Source organism: uncultured Porphyromonas sp. (genome assembly GCF_900541275.1).
Classification (GTDB): domain Bacteria; phylum Bacteroidota; class Bacteroidia; order Bacteroidales; family Porphyromonadaceae; genus Porphyromonas_A.
On sequence record NZ_UQJH01000004.1, the window covers coordinates 72,037 to 98,341 of the forward strand.

The window sequence follows — 26,305 nt, forward strand, 5'->3', positions numbered from 1 at the left end:
TTAATTGAGGAATAGACGGAGCTTGCAGTAGACGGAGCGTCCCGGCTTCTGCAGCATATAGTTGTCGTAGAGCGGACGATCCAGGAGGTTGTCGCCCTGCAACGAGATGGAGTATCTATTGTGCCGGAAGGACCACGTGACCCCACCGGAGAGATTGTACTGGCTGGGGATGATCGCCTTAGACTCACGGGAGCCAAAGGCGGCCCAGGTGAGGTAAAACCACTTGATGTACCCGAGTGAGAGATTGAGCCGGATCTTGCTCATATTGATCCCAAAAGGCTCCCTCATGGTCAGCCCGGTGATCAGATTGCCGTAGAGCCAGGGGCGATTGGGGATCCGGTAGCCGTAGGTGGCATTGGTCTTGCCGTAGCGATCCTGCCTTGTCCGGTCCCGTTCGTCGGTGTAGGTGCCATTGAGCGTGATGTCCAGGAGGGAGTCATAGGTGTACCTCAGCTCCCCCTCCAGACCGACGATCCGGGAGGTGCCGATATTCTCATACTGGCTCTCCACATCGCTATGGACCACCCGGTGGATGAAGTCGTGCACATCGCGGTAGAAGAGCGTCGCCTCGTAATTGAGGAAATGGCTCTGCGCCGGGGAGGTCTGACCATAGAGCACAAGGTTGAGATTGTAGGCCCTCTCGGGGCGGAGCTTGAAATTGGGATAAATGGTGATCCCATTGCCCATCAGCTCGCGGGCAGACGGGAGCTGCGTGGCGTACTCAAAGGAGCCCTTCACCGACAGCGCCTCCAGCGGGGCATACCGCAGCCCGAGGCCATAGCCGATGTTATTCTTCGTAAAGTGGGAGGGCACGTCGGTCGAGCCGGTGAGCCACTCGAGGTCGGACTGACCTATGGAGACGGTATAGAGGTAGTCCTTGACGAAAGTGAGCGCATGGAGCCTGCCATCGAGGAGGTAGCCACCGTAGGAGAGGCCGAGGATGTGCCGTGCCATCCGGTCCTTCGTTTCGTCAAAAGAGGTGTCGTAGTCGTCGTACCGATGGTTCTCGACTGCAGAGAGCTGGTAATTGAAGTTGAGTTTCCCCCATTTCCTCAGGTCATAGGAGAGATTGACCCGCGCCGAGAGACCGGGACGGAGCGTGTGACGGAGTGCCTTTCCCCGACGGGTCACCTCACTGTAATTGGTCTCTACGAAGGTGCCGTCCCAGGCATACTTCCTGTAGGTGGTGTCGGCGAGCAGCATGTGATCTCTCGCGACAGCGGCATCGACCTGAGCCGACAGTCCCGGGGTCAGCAGATCCTTCTTGGCATACCTGCCGGTGAGACTCAGGTCGGACCGTCGCCGGGTCGCCTCGCCTATCACGAGGGTCTGCATAAACCCGGTCTGGATCTCTTTGTCACTCCCGGTGTACTGTACCCCGAGGAGTGCCTCGTCGGCCCACCGCACCTGAGTCACTCCGAGCTGCACCCCGGCGGTGAGGGTGCGGTACCCATCATGGAAGCGCGGGAGATCCCTCCGGACGAAGTCGTACGCCTCCTCGTCCCAGACCGACACCCCCTTCATCGTATAGTTATTCCGACTGGAGAGACAGCTCAGCGTGGGGCGAAGGGTTAGCCCGCTCGCTGCGTGGCGATACTGACCGTGGAGGTCAGCACCGATGGTGCCGAAGGAGCCAAGTCTCAGAGAGGCATCCAAGAAGCTCGCCCGGCTCTTCTTGGTGATGATATTCACCGCTCCCCCGAGCGCATCCATCCCCAACTCCGGGGGGACCACGCCCTTGTAGATCTCTATTCGGTCAACGATATTGGCCGGCAGCGTCTCGAGGCTAAGACCACTCCCGCGGGAGGAGAGCGGGACCCCGTCGATGAAGTAGCGGACCGCCTGACCACCGAGACCATTGATCGACAGCTCCACGCCTGAGCCCAGCCCTCCCTGACCGCGGACATTGACCCCGGAGGACTGCCCCACCAAGTCGCTGAGGCTGCTGAGGGAGGAGATCACGGAGCTGACGTCGAGACTCATGGCGGAGAGCGCCTGATGCTGTAAGGCTCGCTCGTGCGAGGGAGCGAGCACCACCACCTCACCGAGCAGCTTTGGATCCTCCCTGAGGACAAAGTCTACCGTCTCTTTCATCGGGAGGGACACCGACCTCGTCTCCTCCCTGTAGCCCATCAGCCCGGCAGTCACCCGATAGTCGCCGGGGGCAAGAGAAAAGCTGTACCTCCCCTCCTTATTGGTCATCATCGCCACGATGACCTTGCTCTCCCGCATAGGCCGTACCCTGATGGTGACACCCGGCATCGGCTTCCCCTCCGTGTCTGTCACACGTCCCCGAAGCACCTCCGTCGCCTCAGCACCGAGGGAGCAGAGGAGCAGCAGGAGACCGATCGCCCATCTCATTAGTCTACTCATCCTCAGCACTCAGCTTCACACCGGTTTTCTCGTAGATCTTTTTCTTCTCCCCGATCAGGAGGCGTCGGTTATGAGCGAAGAAGCGCGCCCGCTCCACCACCAGCTCCTGCACCTCGGGCAGCTCTCCCAGCCCTCGGGCATCCACCGTCACCTCATAGCCCGCGTCACGCAGGGCGGTGGCCCACTCATCGGAGATGTCGTGCTTGGCATGCTCGCCCGCCACCATCATCAGCGGCATGAGGCAGACCCTCCGGAGGCCGGTGGCACGGAGACGCCTGAGCGCCTGATCGTAGTAGGGGTAGCCCTCGATGCAGCCGACAATGATCTGCGAGAGTCCGCGATCCACCAGGTAGTGGTCCAGCATCGCATACTGCGCCGTGGAGCTGTCGTAGGTGCCGTGCCCCACTAAGAGGTAAGCGGTATCCCTATCCTTAGCCAGTGGTGCCAGCACCCGGTCTGTCAGCTCTCGGTAATCCTTCTCGTAGAAGAGGAGTGGCGTCGTCAGTCGGATCTCTCGGAAGTCGCCCCGCCGCTGCGCCACCTCCTGCTCTAAGGCTTTCATCTCCAGCCCATAGATCACCTGGGACGGGACGATCAGCAGATGGGTCACCCCCTCCGCCCGGAGCTTATCCATCGCCTCCATGGGCGAGAGCTTCTCGATCCCTCGGTCACGGAGCCGCTTGCAGACGATCCGCGAGGAGTAGGCCTCGCGCAGCTCTATGCCGGGGAAAGCCGCTCCCACTGCGTGATTGAGTGCGTCAAGCGTCCGCACACGAGTGTCGTCGTGTGTGGTGCCGAAGTGAACCATCAGTATCGCCCCTCTCTCTCCCTCACCGAGGGAGTCAAAGAGCGGACTCTCCACAAAGATCTTCTCCTCACCCCTAACAACTACATTAGAGAATAGCATACAGAGTACACCAAAGAGGATAAGACGGTATGTCTTACTCATAACGTGTATGAAAATCATCCGACCCACTTGCCCCCGAGCGGGATCCGAAAAATTATCTTACAGCTATGGCAGGTCTCCTGACTCACCTCCGGCCTTGCTTGCGTACCTTCCCATCGACTCGGTCGACAGTGGTAATAAAGAATGGCAAGCAGCCTAATGGAGGAATACAGTAGCGGGCACTGTGCCGGACTCGCACCGGACTTCCCTCTTGTGATGGGATGCGCGCCTCAGGCTGAGAGCGCATCGCACCATAGCTCACGACAAAGGTACACTAAAAAATCCCCCTCGCCAACTAATGTTAAGACCTCACCTCCATCGCCCACGCGCTGGCGGGCTAATTCGCATGGCGATGTGGAAGTGGTACATTGCCGGAGAGAGATAATTTCGTACCTTTGCGGAGCCTTACCCCCAGTGAGAGGTGGGGCGGGTAGCACCCTAAGAGGCTGTCCCTTGCCGAAATAGCTCAGTTGGTAGAGCGACGCATTCGTAATGCGTAGGTCACGAGTTCGAGTCTCGTTTTCGGCTCTCCCTCCCCCGAGAGCGTCTGCGGATGATTTTTATCCGTGGGCGCTCTCACTTTTTGGAGGTGGCGGGTAGTAAGGGTATATTTGCGAGAAGGACCGCATCGTCAGTCCTTCACAGACTATCACACTACAGCCCCCACGCTATGGCAAATGTCCTCCAAGTGCTCTCTCCGGAGATGAAGGAGATCCTCCGATCGCAAAACATCTGGCCCGATCAGGTACTCTACCTGACCCACCCGGATCAGCGGCTAGATATGTTTGCCCTCGGGCAGCGCCACTTCGAGATCTTCCTGCAGACCGAGGAGTACTTTCGTCAATTGGTCTCCAAGGCGGACCGCAAGGAGCGGAGTGCGGGCTACAATGTGCTTCCCCGCAAGTTCAGCGCAGTCCTCTACGAGTCCGATGACACCGCCGAGCCACGTCGGCTGCTCTTAGCCCTGCCCCAGTCCGACATCCCCGGGCTGCGGGATCTCTACCCCATGCTGATATGGACCACGGATGAGGAAAAGAGCCTGCTGGAGAGCCTGGGGGATGATATCGCCCTCCAGGCCTACCGAGACGGCTATATGGATGGCATGCCTATCGTCGCTCTGATGACCGGGGAGGTGCTCGCAGATGAGGACCCCCGTGGGGAGGAGAAGGAGAGACGCCGGTCCGAAGCGATCCCGGAGGAGCTCTTCGCCTCCATTGATGATCGGGCTGAAGTGGGCGAGGCAACGCAGATGGAGATGAGGGAGAAGGGGATCCTCCCGGAGGATCTGCTGATGATACGGGTCGCTGACGAGACGATGGACAGTCTCTCGGAGCGGAGGACTCACGGCATCCTCCTGCGCTACGATGACGAGAATATGGATCGACTCTACCGGCAAGCCGACTCAGACAGCCCACTCGATGCGGACACCCGCACACCCAGGCCCTTCAAGGCTTGCCTACTGAGGGACAGCCGCGGGACAGAGAAGCTCTACAGGATGGAGGCTCCGCCCAAGTTAGATCCGGACGAACCGGAGCGACCACTCTTCTTCCCCCACCCGTCGATGCACGAGGGGATGGAGGAGGCGATCCCCTTCCTCTCTATTATGGCCACGGTGGATGCCGAGTACCTCTGCAGCCTTGGGCTGACGGAGGAGGACGCCTACATTTTTATCCCCCTACGCCTCTCAGAGGCAAGTGACGACACCCAAGATTTATTTCACCTATGAAGTGTAAGAAAATACTCACCCTCCCGGTGGTGATGACCCTTCTCCTGACACTTAGCTGCCACAAGACCGTAGAAGAGGGCGCACCCGACTATCCGACCAAGCTAACCGACCTCGTGGATCCCTGGATCGGGACGGGAGGTCATGGGCATGTCTTCCTCGGTGCAAGCGTCCCACTCGGGATGGTCCAGCTCGGTCCCACCTCCGTCACGGAGGGCTGGGACTGGTGCAGCGGCTACCACATCTCCGACAGCACGATCATCGGCTTCTCTCACACACATATGAGCGGGACGGGCATCGGGGATCTCCTCGACCTGACGGTAATGCCGGTGACGGGCGAGGTGACGCCGGGGCGAGGGACGGCGGACGATCCGGCGAGCGGTCAGTGGAGCTACTCCGACCGGAGCCGTGAGGTGGTCCGCCCGGGCTACTACGCCACCCGACTCAGCCGATACGGCATAGACGTAGAGCTGACGACGACAAGCAGGGTGGGACTGCATCGGTACTCCTTCCCCGAGGGAGCAGAGCAGCCGGCGATCATCTGGGACCTTGCCAATGGAGGAAACTGGGACCGGCTGACCAAGGGCGAGGTAAAGCAAGTGAGCGACACGAGAGTGGAGGGCTACCGCTACTCCACCGGCTGGGCAAAGGATCAGCGGGTCTACTTCGCTGCTGAGCTCTCCACCCCGATCCGCTCCATCGACTACGGCACGAGCCCCACACCAGGAAAGGAGAGCGACGTGCCTTACAACTACGCCTACATCCACTTGGCCCAGCCGACGGAGCCGGTCCTCCTGAAGGTCGCCCTCTCACCTACCTCCACCGAGGATGCATGGGCCAATATGGCGGCCGAGTGCCCCGGGTGGGACTTTGACAGCGTCCGCAAGGCCGCTGACGAGGCGTGGGAGAAGGAGCTGGGTCGGATGCGTATGGCAGCGAGCGACTCTGCCACCCTCGTCACCCTCTACACCGCCCTGTACCACACCCTCTTCACCCCCTCCGACTACAGCAACACAGACGGGTCATACCTCGGTGCCGACTTGGCGAAGCACGCCGACCCGGGCTACACGACCCGATCGACCTTCTCCCTATGGGACACCTACCGAGCCTATCACCCGCTCTTTACGCTGACACAGACCGACCGAATGAGGGACATCGTCGGCACAATGACAGCGATCTCGCGCGAGGGGGGCAAGGTGCCGGTCTGGCACTTCTATGCCAATGAGACGAATACTATGGTGGGCGATCCCGGCATCTGTGTGCTCGCAGATGCGATCGTGAAGGGTCTCTGCGAGGAGCCTGACTCGGTCTACCAAGAGCTGAGGAAGACCGCCCTCCTCGACGAACGGGGGAAGGATCTCCGCCGCGAGTACGGCTACATCCCCTACGACAAGATGGGCGAGAGCGTCGCCTACGATATGGAGTACGCGATCGCCGATGCCGCCCTTGCCGAGGCAGCGAAGCACCTTGGGCACGAGGAGGACTACACCTATTTTCTCAAGATGAGCAAGTCCTACCACCACCTCTTCGACCCGGTGACCGGCTTCATGCGGGGCAAGGGCAGCGATGGCGAGTGGCACACCCCCTTTGACCCCACCGCCTCCAAGCACCGCGATGATGACTACTGCGAGGGCAATGCGTGGCAGTACACCTTCCTCGTCCCGCAGGATGTGGAGGGGCTGGCGGGCTGCTTCGGCGGAGAGGAGCGGCTGATCGCCAAGTTGGATAGCCTCTTCTCCATCTCCTCCGACCTCACCGGTGCCGATGCTTCGCCTGACATATCCGGCCTGATCGGTCAGTATGCGCACGGCAATGAGCCGAGCCATCACACCATTTACCTCTACAGTGTCCTCGGCAGGCAGTCCAAGGCGGCACCACTCCTCCGCCAAGTGATGACGGAGCTGTACCATGCGGCACCGGATGGGCTGTCGGGCAATGAGGATGCAGGGCAGATGAGCGCCTGGCTCCTCCTCTCCGCCATCGGGCTCTACCAGGTGGAGCCGGCGGGCGGGCGCTACTACTTCGGTAGCCCGATCATCGATGCGGCAGAGCTGAGCGTGCGAGACGGGCACTTCACGATCCGCGTGCACGACAATAGTGCGGAGAATATCTACATCCAGAGGATCCGGCTCAATGGCGGCGACTACACCAAGCGCTACCTCGACTATGAGGACATCGCTCGCGGGGGGATCCTCGACATCTATATGGGGAGCGAGCCCCGAGACTTCTGAGAGACAAGGACTATGAGTCAAGGAAAGAAAAAGAGATTAGTGGTGCTGACCGGTGCCGGTATGAGTGCCGAGAGTGACCTGCACGATCTCGGCTCCTATCATCCCAGATCGTACGAGGTGGTCTTGCTCCGGGACAACCGTGGAGGGGAGCTGCTCAGCGAGCCTGAGATTGCATCTCGGGAGGATGAGGAGGAGTATCCGCTCTGCTTTCCCCACCCGTCCATGCACGAGGAGATGGAGGCGGCTCTCCCCTTCTTCTCCATTATGGCGTCGGTGGACGCCGAGTATCTCTGCAGCCTTGGACTGACCATGGAGGACGCCTATATTTTTATCCCACTTCGCCACAAGAAGACAGAAACACCCCATCATGACCTGTAAGAAAACCCTTTTCCTCTCCGTACTCGTGTCTCTCCTCCTGCTCGGTTGCAGCAAGACCGTAGAAGAGAGTGCACCCGAATACCCGTACAAGCTGACTGATCTCGTGGACCCGACGATCGGGATCAAGGGATTCGCACACGTCTTCCTCGGTGCGAGTGTCCCGCTCGGGATGGTCCAGCTCGGTCCCACCTTCGTCACGGAGGGCCGGGACCGGTGCATCGGGGACTACCCCCCCTATAGCCCGGTCATAGGCTTCTCCCACACCCGTATGAGCGGAACCGGCATCGGGGACCTCCTCGACCTGACGGTGATGCCGGTGACGGGCGAGGTAACTCCGGGGCGAGGAACGGCGGATGACCCGGCGAGCGGGCAGTGGAGTGACTTCGACCTGGACAGTGAGGTGGCCCGCCCGGGCTACTACGCCACCTGGCTCGCCCGATACGACATCTACGTAGAGCTGACAGCGACAAGCAGGGTGGGACTGCATCGGTACTACTTCCCCGAGGGAGCAGAGCAGCCGGCGATCATCTGGGACCTTGCCAATGGGGGAAACTGGGATCGGCTGACCAAGGGCGAGGTAAAGCAAGTGAGCGATACAAGAGTGGAGGGCTACCGCTACTCCACCGGCTGGGCAAAGGATCATCGGGTCTACTTCGCCGCTGAGCTCTCCACCCCGATCCGTTCCATCGACTATGGCACGAGCCCCACACCGGGAAAGGAGAGCGATGTGCCTTACAACTACGCCTACATCCACCTGGCTCAGCCGACGGAGCCGGTTCTCCTGAAGGTCGCCCTCTCCCCCACCTCCACAGAGGATGCGTGGGCCAATATGGCAGCCGAGTGCCCCGGGTGGGACTTCGACAGCGTCCGCGAGGCTGCTGACGAGGCGTGGGAGAAGGAGTTGGGTCGGATGCGGATGGCAGCGCGCTACTATTCCACCCTCGTCGACCTCTACACCGCCCTGTACTACACCCTCATCACCCCCTCCGACTACAGCAATGCGGACGGGTCTTACCTCGGTGCTGACTTCGCCAAGCACGCCGACCCGGGCTACACGACCCGCTCGACATTCTCCCTCTGGGATACCTACAGAGCCTATCACCCACTCTTCACGCTGACACAGTCCGACCGTATGAGGGACATCGTCGGCACGATGACAGCGATCTCGCGCGAGGGGGGCAAGGTACCGGTCTGGCACTTCTATACCAAGACGAATACTATGGTGGGCGATCCCGGGATCTGTGTGCTCGCCGATGCGATCGTGAAGGGTCTCTGCGATGAGCCTGACTCGGTCTACCAAGAGCTGAAGAAGACCGCCCTCCTCGATGAGCGGGGGAAGGATCTCCGTCGCGAGTACGGCTACATCCCCTACGACAAGATGGGCAAGAGCGTCGCCTACGACATGGAGTACGCAATCGCCGATGCCGCCCTTGCTGAGGCAGCAAAGCACCTTGGGCACGAGGAGGACTACACCTATTTCCTCAAGAAGAGCAAGTCCTACCACCACCTCTTCGACCCGGTCACCGGCTTCATGCGGGGCAAGGGCAGCAATGGCGAGTGGCACACCCCCTTTGACCCCACTGCCTCCAAGCACCGCGACGACTACTGCGAGGGCAATGCGTGGCAGTACACCTTCCTCGTCCCGCAGGATGTGGAGGGGCTGGCGGGCTGCTTCGGCGGGGAGGAGCGGCTGATCGCCAAGCTGGACAGCCTCTTCTCCATCCCCTCTGACCTGACCGATGACGATGCCTACCCCGACATATCCGGCCTGATCGGGCAGTATGTGCACGGCAATGAGCCGAGCCTCCACACCATTTACCTCTACAGTGTCCTCGGCAGGCAGTCCAAGGCGGCACCATTCCTCCGCCAAGTGATGACGGAGCTGTACTATCCGTCACGGGGCGGCGGGCTGTCGAGCATTAAGGATGCAGGGCAGGTGAGCGCCTGGTACCTCCTCACCGCCATCGGGCTCTATCAAGTGGAGCCGGCGGGCGGGCGCTACTACTTCGGTAGCCCGATCATCGATGCGGCGGAGCTGAGCGTGCGAGACGGGTGCTTCACCATCCGCGTGCACGACAATAGTGCGGAGAATATCTACATCCAGAGGATCCGGCTCAATGGCGGCGACTACACCAAGCGCTACCTCGACTATGAGGACATCGCTCGCGGGGGGATCCTCGACATCTATATGGGGAGCGAACCCCGAGACTTCTGAGAGACAAGGACCATGAGCCAAGGAAAGAAAAAGAGATTAGTGGTGCTGACCGGTGCCGGCATGAGTGCCGAGAGCGGGCTCAGCACCTTCCGCGACGCCGACGGGCTGTGGGAGAATGAGCCTGTCGCCGAGGTGGCCACCCATGAAGCGATCCTGCGCGACCCGGCACGCTGCATCCGCTTCGCCAATAAGCTTCGCCTCGGCTGCGCTGCCGCTCAGCCCAATGCCGGACACAAGCTCCTCGCAGAGCTGGAGCAGGACTACGATGTCACCATCGTGACGCAGAATATCGACGATCTCCACGAGCGGGCAGGGAGCAGCCACGTGATCCATCTCCATGGCGAGCTGATGAAGTGCTGCACCATGGACGACCCCGAGACGCCACTCCCTCTCCCGGACGGTGAGCTGGAGATGGCCATCGATGCCACCGACCGCAGTGGGCGCCGGCTGCGTCCTTTCATCGTCTACTTCGGTGAGGGGGTTCCCCGCATGAGCGATGCGATCCGCGCCACCGCTGCAGCAGACATTTTCCTCATCATCGGCACCAGCCTCGTCGTCTACCCCGCCGCCGGTCTCTCCACCTGCGCCCCGAGCGGGATCCCGAAGTTCCTCATCGACCCTAAGCCGGTGCCGGTGCCGGGCGACTTTGAGCAGATCCACGAGGGCGCCTCAGCCGGCGTGCGCCACTTTGTCGACCTCCTGAGGGAGCGAAATCTCTGAGCACCATGACAGAGGATAAGAGAAAGCGGATGGACTGGGCGCGACTCATGGCGAGTGAGCGCTTTGGTCAGGAGGAGTCGGCGGCCGAGCAGCCCGGGCGAACTGACTACCAGCGGGACTACGACCGACTGATCTTCAGTGCCCCCTTCCGCCGGTTGCAGAATAAGACGCAGGTCTTCCCCCTCCCCGGGCAGATCTTTGTCCACAACCGCCTCACCCACACGCTCGAGGTATCCTGCGTCGGTCGCTCGCTCGGCAATGCCATCGGTCGTGCTGTCAAGGTTGAGGAGCCGGAGCTGCCCTTCGACTTCTCCGACGTCGGCACCGTCGTCTCCGCTGCCTGCCTGGCGCACGACATGGGCAATCCCCCCTTTGGTCACGCCGGTGAGCGAGCCATCCACGCCTACTTCACCGAGGGTGCCGGCACCCGCTGGCGGGAGAGCCTCGAGGCGGAGGGCGGCCGCTGGACAGACTTTGTCCACTACGACGGCAATGCCAATGGTCTCCGCCTACTGACCCACACCTTCTGCGGCAGACGCCCCGGCGGCTACGGTCTCACCTATGCCACGATAGGTTCCTTCATCAAGTATCCCTACACCTCCGCCAAGGAGTGTGGGACGGGGAAGTTTGGCTGCTTTGCCAGCGAGGAGGAGACGCTACACCGAGTGGCGCGGAAGCTCGGGCTGCCTGCGCTCAGCGAGGAGGGCGAGCGCCCCGAGTACGCCCGTCACCCGCTCGTCTACTTGGTCGAGGCGGCGGACGACATCTGCTACCAGATCATGGATCTCGAGGATGCGTATAAGCTCAAGATCCTCTCGCAGGAGGAGTGCACCGAGCTGCTCTACCCCTTCCTCACCGACCCGGAGCGGGAGGAGGCCGGCAGGGTGATCCGTCGGCTCTCGGACGACAACGAGCAGATCGCCTACCTCCGCGGCAAGGTGGTCAATCGCCTCACCCTCTCCGCCATCGACACCTTCCTCGCCCATCGGGAGGAGATCCTGAGCGGCACCTTCCACGGCAGCCTGATCGGTGCCATGGAGGAGCGACAGCGGGAGGCGTACAGGGAGGCGCGGGAGGTTGCCTTTGACCGCATCTACTACGCCAGCGAGGTGCTCGACATTGAGCTGGCGGGATTTCGGATCTTCTCCTCACTCTTGGACAACCTGATCGAGGCACAGCGCCATCCGGAGAGAGCCTACTCCAAGCTCTGGTTTAATCGCATCCCCTCGCAGTACGACATGTCGTCGCCGACGCTCTACGGCAAGATCCAGTCCGCCCTCGACTACATCAGCGGCATGACCGATGTCTACGCCCTCGACCTCTACCGCAAGTTTACCGGCATGAGCCTGCCCGCCATTTAAGCAAAAGGATAGTAATGGAAAGAAAAGACTTCGAGATCATGGCACCGGCCGGCAGCCGGGAGTCGCTCATGGCAGCAATCCAGGGTGGCGCCGATGCCGCCTACTTCGGCATCGAGGGGCTCAATATGCGTGCCCACTCCTCCAAGAGCTTCACGCTCGAGGACCTGCCTGAGGTGGCAACCCTGCTCCGCGACCACGGGATGAAGAGCTACCTCACCGTCAATACCATCATCTACCCCGAGGATATGGTGCGGATGCACGAGATCATCGACGCCGCTAAGGGCGCTGGCATCTCAGCCATCATCGCCACCGACATAGCCACTATGGCCTACGCCTACGAGCAGGGGGTGGAGGTCCACCTCAGCACTCAGCTCAATATCTCCAATGTTGAGGCGCTCCGCTTCTACGCCCGCTACGCCGACGTGGTGGTGCTTGCTCGCGAGCTCACGCTGGACCAGGTGGAGCTGATCCACCGTGCGATAGAGGAGGAGCATATCTGTGGGCCCAAGGGGGAGCCGATCCGCATTGAGATGTTTGCCCACGGAGCGCTCTGTATGGCGGTGAGTGGCAAGTGCTACCTCAGCCTCGGGGAGATGAATAAGTCTGCCAATCGGGGCGAGTGCAATCAGATCTGCCGCCGGCGCTACCTCGTCACTGATGATGCCACAGGCGACCAGCTCACCGTCGACGGCAAGTACATTATGTCGCCCAAGGACCTCAAGACGATCCACTTCCTCAATAAGATGATCGATGCCGGCGTGCGGGTCTTCAAGATCGAGGGCCGCGCCCGAGGTCCGGAGTATGTCCGCACGGTCTCCGAGTGCTACGATGAGGCGATACGAGCCTACTTAGACGGCAGCTACGGAGCGGAGAAGATAGCCGGCTGGGACGAGCGACTGGCGACGGTATTCAACCGAGGCTTCTGGGATGGCTACTACCTCGGTCAGCGGCTCGGTGAGTGGACCGATCACTATGGATCCGACACGACAGAGGTGAAGGTGGGCATCGGTCGCGTCTCCCACTACTATACGAAGATCGGTGTGGCGGAGCTGGTGCTGGAGACCGGCTATGTCGAGGAGGGAGAGCGGCTCTTGGTGACCGGTCCGACAACCGGGGCAGTCTTCTTTGAGGCGAAGCAGATGCTGCTCGGTGACAAGTCTGAGCGAAGGAGCCGCATCGACGAGATCGGCATCCCCTTCAGCATAAAAGTACCCGAGGAGCTGCGCCCGGGGGATCGCCTCTTCGTGATGAGGAGGCGGAAGAAAGAGAGGGGGAGCAAGTACTTCTGAGCCATGGCACCCAAGACCTATCTCTTCATCAGCCCCACCCTGATCGTCCGCGACTATGAGTGCGACATCCAGGGTGTGGTGAACCATGCCAATTACCTCCACTACATGGAGCACGCGCGGCACCAATTTCTCCGCATCATCGGTGACAGCTTCTCGAGCAAGCACGGCGAGGGATTTGACATGTTTGTCACCCATGCGGAGCTGGACTATCATCGACCACTCCGGTCCGACGACACCTTTGTCATCGGCATCACAATCGGTCGGAGGGGTCCCCTCCTCGTGGTCGATGAGGATGTGATCCGCGAGAGCGATGGCGTAGTGGTCTGCTCCGGTCGAGTCCACGTCGCCGGCGTGCAGGATGGCCGGCTGACGCGGGGGGAGTACTTCGACATCCTCATGGACTACTGCGACAAGCACCTCAAGCCCCTCACCTTCCCGTGTCCCTCTCACTGACCCCTGCCGAGCTTGCCCTCCTGCGACTGACGATGCTCCCGGGGGTCGGCTCCACCATCAGCCATGCCCTCCTCGAGGACTTTGACAACCATCCGGAGCGGATCTTTGAGGCGACGGCAGACGAGTTGGCGCATAACCCCAACATCCGCCCCGCCTTAGCTCGGCTCATCCGCTCCGAGGACTCCCTCCGCAAGGCAGAGGAGGAGCTCCGGACGCTGAGCGAGAGGGCAGCAGCGGGCGAGACGATCACCCCACTCTTCTATGGAGAAAAAGGCTACCCCGACTACCTGCTCAACTGTGCCGACTCGCCCCTTGTCCTCTACGTCAAGGGGACCCTCCCCATTGACAGCCCGATGATCGCCATCGTCGGCACCCGCCGTTGCACCACCTACGCAGCCGATGTGATCGAGCGGATGATAGGGCGCTGGGCGGAGCTGAGACCCGACCTGGTCATCGTCAGCGGGCTCGCCTATGGGGTCGATGCCCTTGCGCACCGAGCGGCAGCCAAGCATGGGCTGCGCTCCGTCGGTGTGGTGGCACACGGGCACTACACGCTCTACCCCTCTCGCCACAGAGACCTCGCCGCAGAGATGATCCATAGCGGAGGAGGTGTGGTGACGGAGTACAGCTACCATACCCGAGCCTTCCCGCAGCACTTCGTCCTCCGCAATCGCATCGTCGCCGGGATGACTCGCGCCACGGTGGTCGTGGAGAGTGCCCGACGAGGCGGAGCGCTCATCACGGCCGGTCTCGCCCTCGACTACGGGCGATCGGTCTTTGCCGTGCCGGGGCGGATCTTTGACTCCACCTCCGAGGGATGCAATAGGCTACTCACCGACCAGCGCGCCACCTGCCTCACCGACCCGGAGACACTCCTCGAGGAGCTAAGCCTCCTGCCTGAGGTTAGTACCAAGCGACAGCTCCCCTTTGCCGAGGAGGCAGAGAGAGACGAGGACCCGATCCTCGCGACACTGCAGGAGGCAGGGGCGCTCACGCTCAACGACCTCTCCATGAGGCTGGGCGAGTCACCCGGCATACTCTCTGGACGGCTCTTCGAGCTGGAGCTGTCCGGCAAGGTCCGCTCCCTCCCCGGTGCCCGCTACGAGTGCACCTCCCGCTGATCCCACCCCCACCTGATGCTTCGATTTCTCTAATACCGATATTAGAGGATTCTTTTACCGATATTAGAGAATACTAATACCGATATTAGGCTCACCTAATATCGGTATTAGTCACGGCCGGATAAATCCGGCTCAAATGGGGTCTAAAGCAGCGGATCTCCCTCCCTCCGGAGAGCGAGGGTCCTTTTCATTCGCGGTGTCCGTCAGCACACCTCCCGCTAGTCACCACCCTTATCCCTATGCCGTAAGGAGGGATCGACTTACATTTCAGAGGAAGGGGTATATGCCGCCCTCAGCCGGTCTGCTCTGCTGAGGCTTACGGCTGGATGCGCTGTAGGGCATCATCCAGCGCACGGAGGACGGTGGGGTCGGTCTCGGCGGAGCGGAGTGCTGTGAGATCATCCCGGTAGCGGAGATAGGTGGTCTCTCCCAGCCAGCGGACGGCCGCAGCCCGCACAAGTGGTGACTCGTCGTAGAGGAGACCCTGGATCCAGCCCTTGGCACTCCAGGAATTCATCTTCATCAGCGTGTCCAGCACCTCCACCTTCTTCTCCGGCGCAGCATAGAGGAGCAGGTCGTAGGCGTCGCTCTCATACTGACGGCGCTCCTCATTCATCTTGATCTCCCTCCCGAAGTGATCCGGGTCGATAAACTTACGATCGATCTGCTCTGGGATCTCCGACGAGGCGACAAGGTGAGCCATCCGGGGGATCATCCACTGCATACCAGCGGTATTCTCGGGGTGACCGATGACGGAGAGCGTCTTGCCCGCACCATAGGAGCCGGTGATGATGAAGGGCTTACCATTGGTCACCCCACCGGGGACGCCATACTCGTGGACATCGCTCTCCATGGTGGCAAGTGAGGTGTAGGTGATCTCGCCCTTGTCATCGGGGACCAGGACCGGTCCCTCGTAGTACATTATATATAGCGTATCCCGAGCGGCCAGCTCCGGAAAGGCGCTCTTCCCCTCGGGCGTAAGCGTCACCATAGAGACAGCGAGCCCGCGGGTGTCATGCTCGATGTCGATCGCCTTGGCACCACTCATCCTCAGGCAGGCATAGTCGGGCGTATCGGTCAGCTCATACGCCCCGGCGCAGATACCGACGATGCCACCTCCCTGACGGACGAAGCGACGTATCCGCTCGGCACCGAGACCGCCGAAATTGAGGTACTCCGTGGAGCCGCCCCCACCCGGGAGGATCAGCACATCGAGGCGATCCAGCGCCCCAGTGGCTATATCCCGGCTGTAGATGTAGTGAGGCGTGATGGAGCGGTCCATCAGGAGTGCCGCATAGGTCTCCTCAACACAGGTCTCGGCACCTCCGTGCCCGGCAAAGACGCCCACCTCGAGTCGCTTCTGCGCCGAGAGGGGGAGTGCCATCACGATGATGGCAAGTGTAAAAAAGAGTTTCTTCATTTCTTTCTCTTAATGGTTAAGATGATTTCTATGATAAAGATACACAAAAGGGATAAAAAAAAGCCCCCTTCCCGAAATGTCGGTGAGGGGGCTTCTGTAACTCACTCTATGTGAGGATCAATGACGGCTCTTATAGGTCTGCAGACCGCTACGCAGCCAGGTAATGTACTTGTCGACATCCTCATCGAAGCCATAGCTGGCGGCGAGAGGGTGACCGGTGTTGTCAAGCATGACGTAGAAAGGCTGAGCATTGGAGCCAAACTTTGTCCTCTGGAAGAAGCTCCACCGCTCGCCGACCGTCTTGAGCGTGCGGTGGTCGCCATTGGTCTCCGTCACCTCAAGGGGCTGAGCGAGGCGGGTCTTGTCATCGACGATGAGCGTGATCAGCACAAAGTCATTGTCCAGGATATCCTTCACCGTGGGGTCGGTCCATACGGAGGCCTCCATCTTACGGCAATTGACGCACCCATAGCCGGAGAAGTCGATGATCACCGGCTTGCCCTCACGCTTGGCATAGGCCATACCTGCCTCATAGTCGTCAAACTTGGCATGCACCTCGCTGTCGTAGAGGTTGAAGTCCTGCGTCGTGAGTGGCGGAGCAAAGGCACTGATAGCCTTGAGCGGAGCGCCCCAGAGCCCGGGCACCATGTAGATGCCGAAAGCGAAGACGATCGTCGCCAAGAGGGTACCAAACCATGAGACTGACTCCTTCTTGTCGTCTGCCGGGAAGCGGATGATCCCGAGCAGGTAGAGCCCAAGGAGTAAGGAGATGGCGATCCATAGGGAGACAAAGGTCTCGCGGTCAAGGATGTGCCAGCCGTATGCGAGGTCGGCCACGGAGAGGAACTTGAGCGACAGTGCCAGCTCGATAAAGGCGAGGACCACCTTGACACTATTGAGCCAGCCACCGCTCTTCGGCATACTCTGGAGCCAATTGGGGAAAATGGCAAAGAGGGTGAAGGGCAGGGCGAGAGCCAGCGCAAAGCCGAGCATGCCGAGTGTCGGGCCGAGGATATTTCCCTCAGCTGCCGCCTGCACGAGGAGGGTACCAATGATCGGTCCCGTGCAGGAGAAAGAGACCAGCACAAGGGTGAAGGCCATGAAGAAGATACTCAGCAGACCTGATGAGGTGGAGGCATTGGTACTCACCCTATTGGTCCACGAGGAGGGTAGCGTGATCTCGAAGGCACCGAAGAAGCTGATCGAGAAAACCACCAGGAGGAGGAAGAGGAAGATATTGAATATCGCATTGGTAGACAGCTCATTCAGCGCACTGGCACCGAAGATACCGGTGACGAGCAGTCCGAGAGCGACATAGATCACCACGATCGAGAGACCATAGATGATCGCATCGCGGAGCGCACTCTTCTTACTCTTAGAGCGGTGCATAAAGAAGCTCACCGTCATCGGGATGATCGGCCATACGCAGGGCGTGAAGAGCGCCACGAGACCACCGAGGAAGCCGAGGAGGAAGATCTTCAGGAGCGATGTGTCAGGGCTGGTGAAGTTCTTGTCCCCATATGCCCTCAGCTCGCTCTCTACAGACTCATAGAGCGCCCCCTCATCAGCCGCGGAGACGGCAGAGACAGCCTCGGGAGCAGGCTCCTCAGTCGGCTGCGCCCCACCCTCCTCAATGTCGGTAGCAGGCACCGAGGTGACGGCAGTCTTCAGGTCCTTGGGTCCGTAAGTAAAGGAATGGCGGTCCGGAGGGGTGCAGGTCTCGTCATTGCAGGCCTGCCAAATCAGATCGCCCTTGATGACAAAATTCGTCGGGTCGAGGATCTGCACCTTCTGGGTAAAGGTCACCTTACCATCGAAGGTGGTGAGGTCCATGGCAAAGTTGGGGTCATACGTGGTGGCGGGCTTCCGGTCGGGAGTGAGACCGGTAAGCGCCTTGACCCCCCTACTCTCGGAGAAGTCGGCAGTGGTGACGGTGGGGCCATCCTTGGGGAGGTCCACACCATATATGTGCCAGCCGGACTGGATCGTCGCCGTGTAGGTCAGCGTGACGATGCCATTGGCATCATTACTCTGTGAGGTCTCCCAGCGCACAATGTTCTCAAACATCTGAGCACTCGCCCCGAGGGAGAGTGTGCTCGCCAGCAGTAGCGCCAAGAGTGTGACTAAATGCTTACGCATGTCTGTGAGTCGCAATTTTGATATTTGTATTAAAGGTCTATTGAGAGGGGGTAGTCAGGAGCGTCACTCCTCAGGCTGCCCCTTATCCTGTGCTAATAAAGTCCTAAAGTGGGAGGGGATCGGGCGCCTCAGGCGCAGCGTCTCCCCGGTGTGGGGCATCGTCAGCTCCAGCTCCGTCTGAGCCAAAGCGATCTGATCCTTGGCATAGAAGTGCGAGTGGTACCGGATGTCCCCGAAGATGCGAAGCTTATTGTCGCCAAAGATCTTACGCATCGAGTAGATACGCACGCCGACCACGTCCGCCTCCACGAGGTGGAGGTTCCCTCCCGCTGAGCTGGTAAGGGGCTGCACCTCAGCCCTCACGGCAGTCTCGGTCCGGGCAGCCGTGCGTCCCTTACGCTCGTCCTCGCTCGGGGTCGATACCGAGGTGAGCTCAAAGGGCTCCGTCGTCGGCAGGGTCCCCTCCACCACGAGGGCATAGCGCTGATGATGGACAGCGCTGCTCCAGCGGCGGGAGAGTAGTTCCTTGGCCTCTGTGGTCTTTGCAAAGACAACAAAGCCGGCAGAGCTCTTATCGAGGCGGCTAAGCATGAAGAGCTTAGCCGCGGGATTGCTCTTCTTGTAGTGTCGGCTCAGGATATGGAGCACAGTATTGCGCGGATCCTTATGAGCGGTATTTACGGTGGGGATGCCGGTTTTCTTATAGACCACCACATACGAGTCATCCTCCCACTCGACTGAGATGAGGGGGTGAGCAAAGGGGGCTACCGGCGCCAGGCGGTGGACCGTCACAGCGGTGCCTGGCTCCAGCATCTGCGTCGCCATAGTCGTCGGGGTCTCCGCCACCGACACTCTCCCCGAGCTGATGAGACGCTTAGTAGCAGTGCGTGAGCGACCAGACTTTGTGATGATCAGGTCGAGCAGGGACTGCTGCTCCTCAGCGCTGTATGACTCCTGGGTGGGAGAGGTATTGACGGAGGAGGCGAGACGGCGGGCTGACCTACCGGTCGGCCGAGCCTTGCTCTGCCCTCGGCTCTCTGAGGAGGATCTCCCGGGAGATCGGTATGATTTGCTTTTAGCCAAGTTGTAATGATCTAAGGGTATCGACGACAAAGGTATGTAAAATGCCCCATTTCTCTTATCACTAACGGCGGATAGCCACAGCGTTAATAGATTTTTTCCATCCTTATAAGTAGACTTCCCTAATGCAGACTTTTGCCGGCGGAGTGTCTTGTAGCGCTTTATCCTTAACTTTGTTGAGTCGTTTTACGAAAGCTATAGAAACAAAGTATGTCGTACGGATTGCTTAAGGGGAAGAGGGGGATTATTTTCGGGGCACTCAATGAGAAGTCCATCGCCTGGAAAGTGGCACAGCGCTGCCATGAGGAGGGTGCCACACTCGCCCTCTCAAATACTGCCGCAGCGCTACGCTTCGGCACGCTTGATAAGCTGGCAGAGGAGACCGGTAGCATCGTCATCCCGGCGGATGCCACCTCGGTCGAGGAGCTGGAGCGGGTCTTCACGGAGGCGATGGAGCAGCTGGGCGGGACGATCGACTTTGTGCTCCACTCGATAGGTATGAGCCCCAATATCCGCAAGCGGATCCCCTACGAGGAGCTTAGCTACAAGAATTACGAGAAGACCCTCGACATCTCTGCAGTGTCCTTCCACAAGATGCTCTCGGTCGCCAAGCGGCTCGACGCGATCAGCGAGTGGGGCTCGGTGGTGGCGCTTACCTACATCGCGTCGCAGCGCTCCTTTGTCGACTACAGCGACATGGCGGATGCCAAGGCGATGCTCGAGTCGATCACTCGGAGCTTTGGCCTGATCTATGGCGAAGCGCGCCACGTGCGTATCAATACCATCTCCCAGTCGCCCACGGCGACCACTGCCGGTGAGGGGATCGAGGGGATGGAGCAGCTACGTCTCTTTGCCGACCGGATGTCGCCCCTCGGCAATGCCGATGCGGACGACTGTGCGAACTACTGCGTCGCGCTCTTCTCCGACCTGACACGCAAGGTGACAATGCAGAATCTCTACCACGACGGCGGCTTCTCCTCCGTCGGCATCACCCGCTCCGCCCTCGAGCAATTCTTCTCTTAAGCCACGGTGGGCGAAGATACATTTGTATCTCTTTCGCTACATTTGTGCCAAAGGAAACACTAACTCAACCGAACTACCATGGCTAAGAAGAACTTTGTACTCGATACCAACGTGATCCTCCACGACTACCAGTGCGTGAAGAATTTCCAGGAAAACAACGTCTACATCCCCATCGCCGTCCTCGAGGAGGTGGATAAATTCAAGAAAGGCTACGAGCAGATCAATTACAATGCTCGCGCCTTTACCCGCATCATCGACAAGGCGATCGAGAAGGAGACGGAGAAGGATACGAAGGACAAGGGGAGCAAGCTCCACGACTTCATCACCAAGGGCATCGAGGTCAATGACGACGGCGGGCGCGTCTATATCCTCACCGAGGGACAGCACCACCCCAAGGTGCAGGCAGCCTTTGGGGAAGACATCAAGGATCACCGCATACTCTCCACCGCGCTGACGCTGATGGACGAGCGTCACGGTGAGGAGACGGTGCTCGTGAGCAAGGACGTCAATATGCGACTCAAGGCACTCTCCCTCGGGCTCGAGGCGGAGGACTACACGACCGACAAGATCCGGCAGGAGGACCCCAATAGGCCCGAGCAGCACGAGATAGAGATCGCCGATGACAGCGCCGTGGACAGCCTCTACGTCGCCGGTGGCAAGGGTGTCCCCGTGGAGGAGCTCTCCCTGCCGGTCACCGTGGTGCCCAATCAGACCTTTGTCCTCAAGGCTCCCAACTCCTCCGCACTCTGTCGCGTGGACAACGAGGCGAAGACCATCCGCACGGTGGAGAAGAAGAGCTACTACGGCATCACCCCACGCAATGCGGAGCAGGCGCTCGCCTTCGATGTGCTGATGGACCAGTCACTCTCCCTCGTTGCCCTCACCGGTACCGCCGGTACGGGTAAGACGCTCCTCGCCCTCGCCGCCGCCCTTGCCCAGGCCGAGGACTACCGCCAGATCCTCCTCGCCCGGCCGATCGTCTCCCTTGCCGACAAGGACATCGGCTTCCTCCCGGGAGACTATAAGCAGAAGATCATGCCCTATATGCAGCCACTCTTCGATAACCTCAATGTGATCAAGTCACAGCTCGGCACCGGGTCCGCCGCCGCACAGGAGATCGATGCCATGCTGGGCGATGAGCGCTTAGTGGTCGAGGCACTTGCCTACATCCGTGGCCGTAGTCTCGGTGATGTGATCTTCATCATCGACGAGGCGCAGAACCTTACCCCCCAGGAGATCAAGACCATCATCACCCGCGCCGGCGACCACGCCCGTATGATCTTCACCGGAGACGTGCAGCAGATCGACTCCCCCTACCTCGACAGCAGGAGCAACGGCCTCGCCTATATGATCGAGCGGATGCGCGGTGAGGACTGCTTTGCACACGTCAACCTCATCCACGGCGAGCGGTCCCACCTGAGCGACCTCGCCGCACGCAAGCTGTAGGAACTCCACCTCTTTTTATGACAAAAAAAAGGAAACCGATACAATTCAGTCTCGTCTACCGAGACATGTTCCAGAGCTCGGGGAAGTACCAGCCTCTCGCCCACCAGCTGGAGCGGGTCGCCCCGGCGATCATCGATATGGGCTGCTTCTCCCGAGTGGAGACGAATGGAGGCGCCTTTGAGCAGGTACAGCTGCTCGCCGGGGAAAACCCCAACCAAGCTGTCCGGACTTTTACCAAGCCCTTCCGTGAGGCGGGGATCAAAACCCATATGCTCGACAGGGCGCTCAATGCCCTCCGGATGTACCCCTGTCCGTCGGACGTGCGGCGGCTGATGTACAAGGTGAAGCACGCTCAGGGAGTCGACATTACCCGCATCTTCGACGGGCTCAATGACCCCCGCAACGTCATCCCCTCGATCCGGTACGCCAAGGAGGCGGGGATGACCCCACAGGCTACGCTCTGCATCACCCACTCGCCCGTCCACACGGTCGACTACTACGCCACTCTCGCCGACACACTCATCGAGGCGGGGGCGGAGGAGATCTGTCTCAAGGATATGGCCGGCATCGGTCGACCGACAGTCATCGGTCAGATCGTCCGGCGGATCAAGGAGGCACACCCCGACATCGTGATCGAGTACCACGGCCACATCGGTCCCGGCTTCTCCGTCGCATCAATGCTCGAGGCGGCACGCGCCGGTGTGGATATCCTCGACACCGCTGTGGAGCCGCTGTCGTGGGGTAAGATCCACCCCGATGTGATCACCATCCGGGAGATGCTGAGGGCGGACGGCTTCGAGGTCCCGGAGATCAATATGAAGGCTTATATGCAGGTCCGCACGCTCACGCAGGAGTTTGTGGACGACTTCCTCGGCTACTACATCAATGATCAAAACCTCCAATGCTCCTCCCTCCTCATCGGCTGCGGGCTCCCCGGAGGGATGATGGGCTCGATGATGTCCGACCTTCAGGGCATCCACGAGGCGATCAATATGTTTCATCGACAGAAGGGCGAGCCGGAGATCTCCATCGACGATCTGATGGTGAAGCTCTTCGACGAGGTGGCGCACATTTGGCCGAAGCTCGGCTATCCGCCCCTCGTCACCCCCTACAGCCAGTACACCAAGAATATTGCCCTCATGAATGTCTTCAATATGGAGCGTGGCGGCGATCGGTGGCAGGCGATCGATGAGAAGGCGTGGGGCATGATCCTCGGGAAGAATGGTCGCGTCCCCGGTCCTGTGGCTGAGGAGCTGCGCACGCTTGCGGAGGAGAAGGGGCTAGCCTTTACCGACGCTGACCCGCAGACCAATTATCCCGACGACCTTGACCGCTTCCGCCGGATGATGGACGAGGAGGGCTGGGACTACGGCGAGGACGACGAGGAGCTCTTTGAGCTCGCCATGCACGAGCCGCAGTACCGCGACTACCGCTCCGGTGTTGCCAAGGAGCGATTCCTCGAGGACCTGGAGCAGAAGCGTGCCGAGCGCGCCGCTCTCCGCGGCACCACCCCTGAGGAGGTTCGGGCGCTGAAGCGCGCCGCTTGGACGGCTGTCACCGCCCCTGCGAGTGGTCAGATCCTCTGGGAGATCAATCTCGAGGAGGGGTCCGCCGCGCCACAGGTCGGCACCGCCTACCGTCGCGGGAGCTGCCTCTGCGAGATCTGCCCCTCAGGCGGCTACCGCGAGCCGGTGACTGCCCATGTCGGCGGGCGTATCCGCGAGGTGGTCGCTAACCAGGGCGCCATGGTCCGCAAGGGCGATGTCATCTGCTATATGGACGATGACGAGGAGAGCCTGCCGGCGGAGGAGAAGCCTGCCGGCACCGCCCTCCACCGCCCTGAGGAGCAGCCCTACAGCCACCACGAGGTGCTCAACCCCTCCACCCGTATGGGCAGGTAGGAGTCACCACCAAGATAAAGCAAGAGAGCGATGAAGAGAAAAAGATCTCCTCATCGCTCTCATTTTTTGTCGGGGTGGCGAGATTCGAACTCGCGACCCTCTGCTCCCAAAGCAGATACGCTAACCGGACTGCGCTACACCCCGATGACCTCTCGGTCTTATGTGATGGCAAAGGTAGCCATTTTATCCAGATTACGAAACGCCCCCATGTCGGTGCCCGCTGCTATCCCGTAAAACTCAAATGCGTCACCCCTGTCCAAAGTAGCCCACTCCACAGAGAAATCTCTAATACCGATATTAGTGACGCCTAATACCGATATTAGACTTCACTAATATCGGTATTAGATAGAGCGCCTATCCATCGGGTATTGGGCACCCCTCCTTTATGGTCCACAGCAAAGGCTACCTCTTTTTCCTCTCCCTCCCGGCCCATCAAAATGCGAGCTGGTCTAATTATGCTCGGCAAACATTATCTCTGGCAAACATAGCTTTTCTTGGGATTAAATTAAGTGGCAGAGGTGACGCCCATTGCGGACTACATCCCCTCAGTGTGGGGCAAAAGAGCTACATTTGTGCCTGTAGAAGAATTAGCAAACGTAATCCTATGAGATCATTTCACCTCTCTGTCGTGCGCAGCCTTGTCTTGGCTGTGACGCTGCTTGTGACGCTGCCCGGTCAGGCAGTCGTCCATGAGACCCCCAAGCCGGTCAAGAATGTCATCCTCTGCATCTCCGACGGGACCTCCCTCGCCACCCTCTCGCTAGCACGCTGGTACCAGCGCCTCACGGATGCGGAGAAGCAAAACCTCCTCATCGACCCCTATCTCTGCGGGACCATCCTCACCTACTGCTCCGACTCGCCCATCGGCGACTCCGCCCCCACCACCAGCACCTATATGAATGGTGTGCCGGGCATTGCCGGTCAGGTGAGCACCTATCCTGTCCTCCACGGTGAGGCGGACCTCCTCCCCTACGACTCGCTGTGGCAGAGACGCCCCCTCGTGCCGCTCTGGCAGGCACTCCGTATGGAGCAGGGGCGTAAGACCGGCATCGTGGTGACATGTGAGTTTCCCCACGCCACCCCCGCCGACTGCACCTCCTCCTCATACAGGAGGAGCAAGTACTCGTGGATCGTCCCCCAGATGGTGCACAATCAGATCGACGTCCTCTACGGTGGCGGGGCCTCCCTCATAAAGCCGGAGTACCGCAAGTACCTCGAGGAGCGTGGCTGGAGCGTCTTCACAGACCCGGGCAAGGCGGCGCTTGACTATCAGGGCGAGAGAGTATGGGGACTCTTTGCTCCGATGGACATGCCCTTTGACATCGACCGGGACCCCGCCGTGATGCCCTCGCTGGAGGAGATGACAAAGAGTGCCCTCCGGATCTTGGACACGAATAACGACAAGGGCTTCGTGCTGATGATCGAGGGATCCAAGGTGGACTGGGCAGCCCATGCCAATGACCCTGTCGGCATGGCGACCGAGTTCCTCGGCTTTGATCGTGCAGTCAAGGCTGCGATCGACTTTGCAAAGAAGGATGGCAACACAGTCGTCCTGATGACCGCCGACCACGGCAATAGCGGCATCTCCCTCGGGACCGACAACCTCGGTCACACGTACGCAGAGACACCTGCATCCAAGCTCTTCGGTCCCATCACGGACATCAAGCTCACCGCCACCGGCCTTGCCGAGCGCCTGATCGCCTCCCCGGAGGAGGATATTGAGCAGATCTGGGAGGAGGTGACCACTCGCGAGCTCCCCGCAGACCAGCTGCCGATCGTCCGCGCACTCCGCCGGTACGAGGTGGACAGCCGTAGTGCAGCCACCCAGCCGGCTGAGGTGAGGAAGAAGGTACAGCTCTCCGACTACCTCTCCGCCGACCTCATCGACCACCTCAAGTCGCTCTACGCCTCCTCGCTCGCCGGCTACATCTGCCGCGCCTACACCGATATGACCTACATCGTCTTCACCACCCACGGGCATACCGGTGAGGAGGTCTTCCTCGGCTGCTACCACCCCGACTTTGAGAAGCGTCTCATCGGCTTCAATACCAACCTCCAGCTCCACGACTACCTCCGCACGCTGACGGCGATGCCACAGACGATGAAGGAGCTGTCGGATAAGTACTTCGCACCCCATACGGAGGTCTTTGCGGGGTGCAAGATGACCCTCAAGGGCGACCGCGCCGAGGATATGGTGCTGACGGTGAAGAAGGGCGGTCACACCTACGTGATCCCCGCCTTCTCGACCCTCTACACCGTGGATGGCAAGCAGAGGGAGCTGCCCATTGCCACAGTCTACAACGACGAGAACAAGACCCTCTATCTCCCCCGCACGCTCTGACGAGAGGAGGAGGAGAAACGGTAAAGCGTCCCGGGTGCTACGGCTACTCGGGACGCTTTCTTTGACCCTGAGCCACCGGCACACCGGGTCTCGTACGGCAACGTAGCGGAGAGATGGCAGGGTATTTGCGGTGTTCTTGGTAGAT

At 60.2% G+C, this 26,305-nt stretch carries 18 protein-coding genes, 2 tRNA genes and 1 riboswitch; of the genes, 14 read left to right on the forward strand and 6 right to left on the reverse strand.

Annotated features, from left to right (window positions below):
* Both QZR17_RS03825 and QZR17_RS03830 read right to left on the reverse strand, forming a co-directional pair.
* The gene (locus QZR17_RS03825; RefSeq protein ID WP_297127817.1) at positions 1-2,373 is read right to left on the reverse strand and encodes a carboxypeptidase regulatory-like domain-containing protein; all 2,373 of its coding nucleotides are present in this window, start codon (positions 2,371-2,373) and stop codon (positions 1-3) included.
* Complete coding sequence (locus tag QZR17_RS03830; protein ID WP_297127819.1) at positions 2,366-3,322, reverse strand: sirohydrochlorin cobaltochelatase; 957 nt, start codon at positions 3,320-3,322, stop codon at positions 2,366-2,368. Before QZR17_RS03830 ends, QZR17_RS03825 begins: the two co-directional genes overlap by 8 nt.
* A gap of 49 nt (positions 3,323-3,371) precedes the next feature.
* Positions 3,372-3,590, reverse strand: a riboswitch (cobalamin riboswitch).
* Positions 3,591-3,774: 184 nt separating this feature from the next.
* Here QZR17_RS03830 and QZR17_RS03835 point away from each other — a divergent pair.
* From QZR17_RS03835 to QZR17_RS03880, 10 genes are all read left to right on the forward strand, one after another.
* Positions 3,775-3,847: transfer RNA gene (locus QZR17_RS03835), tRNA-Thr, on the forward strand.
* A gap of 142 nt (positions 3,848-3,989) precedes the next feature.
* On the forward strand, positions 3,990-5,045 hold the full coding sequence (locus QZR17_RS03840; RefSeq protein ID WP_297127821.1) for a hypothetical protein: 1,056 nt from the start codon (positions 3,990-3,992) through the stop codon (positions 5,043-5,045).
* A complete protein-coding gene (locus QZR17_RS03845) occupies positions 5,042-7,273 on the forward strand; it encodes a GH92 family glycosyl hydrolase (RefSeq protein WP_297127823.1) in 2,232 nt (743 codons plus the stop codon). Before QZR17_RS03840 ends, QZR17_RS03845 begins: the two co-directional genes overlap by 4 nt.
* Positions 7,274-7,285: 12 nt before the next feature.
* Positions 7,286-7,651 carry a hypothetical protein gene (locus QZR17_RS03850; protein ID WP_297127826.1) on the forward strand — a complete coding sequence of 122 codons (366 nt, stop codon included), beginning with the start codon at positions 7,286-7,288 and terminating at the stop codon, positions 7,649-7,651.
* Entirely contained in the window at positions 7,641-9,866 is a 2,226-nt protein-coding gene (locus tag QZR17_RS03855; RefSeq protein WP_297127829.1) for a GH92 family glycosyl hydrolase, read from the forward strand. Before QZR17_RS03850 ends, QZR17_RS03855 begins: the two co-directional genes overlap by 11 nt.
* A gap of 12 nt (positions 9,867-9,878) precedes the next feature.
* Positions 9,879-10,586: an NAD-dependent deacylase gene (locus QZR17_RS03860; RefSeq protein WP_297127833.1), complete on the forward strand. Its 708-nt coding sequence runs from the start codon at positions 9,879-9,881 to the stop codon at positions 10,584-10,586.
* 29 nt (positions 10,587-10,615) lie between these two features.
* Positions 10,616-11,947, forward strand: coding sequence for a dGTP triphosphohydrolase (gene dgt, locus QZR17_RS03865; protein ID WP_297127946.1), 1,332 nt, complete (start codon positions 10,616-10,618; stop codon positions 11,945-11,947).
* Between the two features lie 14 nt (positions 11,948-11,961).
* A complete protein-coding gene (locus tag QZR17_RS03870) occupies positions 11,962-13,236 on the forward strand; it encodes a peptidase U32 family protein (RefSeq protein WP_297127836.1) in 1,275 nt (424 codons plus the stop codon).
* A gap of 3 nt (positions 13,237-13,239) precedes the next feature.
* Positions 13,240-13,689, forward strand: coding sequence for an acyl-CoA thioesterase (locus QZR17_RS03875; RefSeq protein ID WP_297127839.1), 450 nt, complete (start codon positions 13,240-13,242; stop codon positions 13,687-13,689).
* The gene (locus QZR17_RS03880) at positions 13,674-14,810 is read left to right on the forward strand and encodes a DNA-protecting protein DprA (RefSeq protein ID WP_297127842.1); all 1,137 of its coding nucleotides are present in this window, start codon (positions 13,674-13,676) and stop codon (positions 14,808-14,810) included. Before QZR17_RS03875 ends, QZR17_RS03880 begins: the two co-directional genes overlap by 16 nt.
* Before the next feature lie 316 nt (positions 14,811-15,126).
* Here QZR17_RS03880 and QZR17_RS03885 read toward each other — a convergent pair whose 3' ends face one another.
* From QZR17_RS03885 to QZR17_RS03895, 3 genes are all read right to left on the reverse strand, one after another.
* Positions 15,127-16,230: a BPL-N domain-containing protein gene (locus QZR17_RS03885; RefSeq protein ID WP_297127845.1), complete on the reverse strand. Its 1,104-nt coding sequence runs from the start codon at positions 16,228-16,230 to the stop codon at positions 15,127-15,129.
* Positions 16,231-16,347: 117 nt separating this feature from the next.
* Positions 16,348-18,369: a cytochrome c biogenesis protein CcdA gene (locus QZR17_RS03890; protein WP_297127848.1), complete on the reverse strand. Its 2,022-nt coding sequence runs from the start codon at positions 18,367-18,369 to the stop codon at positions 16,348-16,350.
* A gap of 63 nt (positions 18,370-18,432) precedes the next feature.
* Positions 18,433-19,452 carry a pseudouridine synthase gene (locus tag QZR17_RS03895; RefSeq protein WP_297127851.1) on the reverse strand — a complete coding sequence of 340 codons (1,020 nt, stop codon included), beginning with the start codon at positions 19,450-19,452 and terminating at the stop codon, positions 18,433-18,435.
* A 207-nt stretch (positions 19,453-19,659) separates the two neighbouring features.
* On the opposite strand from QZR17_RS03895, the gene QZR17_RS03900 reads away from it, so the two are divergent.
* The 3 genes from QZR17_RS03900 (at position 19,660) to QZR17_RS03910 (ending at position 23,819) form a co-directional block, all read left to right on the forward strand.
* On the forward strand, positions 19,660-20,472 hold the full coding sequence (locus QZR17_RS03900; protein ID WP_297127854.1) for an SDR family oxidoreductase: 813 nt from the start codon (positions 19,660-19,662) through the stop codon (positions 20,470-20,472).
* A gap of 78 nt (positions 20,473-20,550) precedes the next feature.
* Positions 20,551-21,918: a PhoH family protein gene (locus QZR17_RS03905; protein WP_297127856.1), complete on the forward strand. Its 1,368-nt coding sequence runs from the start codon at positions 20,551-20,553 to the stop codon at positions 21,916-21,918.
* A 17-nt stretch (positions 21,919-21,935) separates the two neighbouring features.
* Positions 21,936-23,819 carry an oxaloacetate decarboxylase gene (locus QZR17_RS03910; RefSeq protein WP_297127859.1) on the forward strand — a complete coding sequence of 628 codons (1,884 nt, stop codon included), beginning with the start codon at positions 21,936-21,938 and terminating at the stop codon, positions 23,817-23,819.
* A 69-nt stretch (positions 23,820-23,888) separates the two neighbouring features.
* On the opposite strand, the gene QZR17_RS03915 is transcribed toward QZR17_RS03910, so the two are convergent.
* A tRNA-Pro gene (locus QZR17_RS03915) sits at positions 23,889-23,963 on the reverse strand.
* Between the two features lie 460 nt (positions 23,964-24,423).
* On the opposite strand from QZR17_RS03915, the gene QZR17_RS03920 reads away from it, so the two are divergent.
* A complete protein-coding gene (locus QZR17_RS03920) occupies positions 24,424-26,160 on the forward strand; it encodes an alkaline phosphatase (RefSeq protein ID WP_297127862.1) in 1,737 nt (578 codons plus the stop codon).
* Positions 26,161-26,305: the final 145 nt, after the last annotated feature.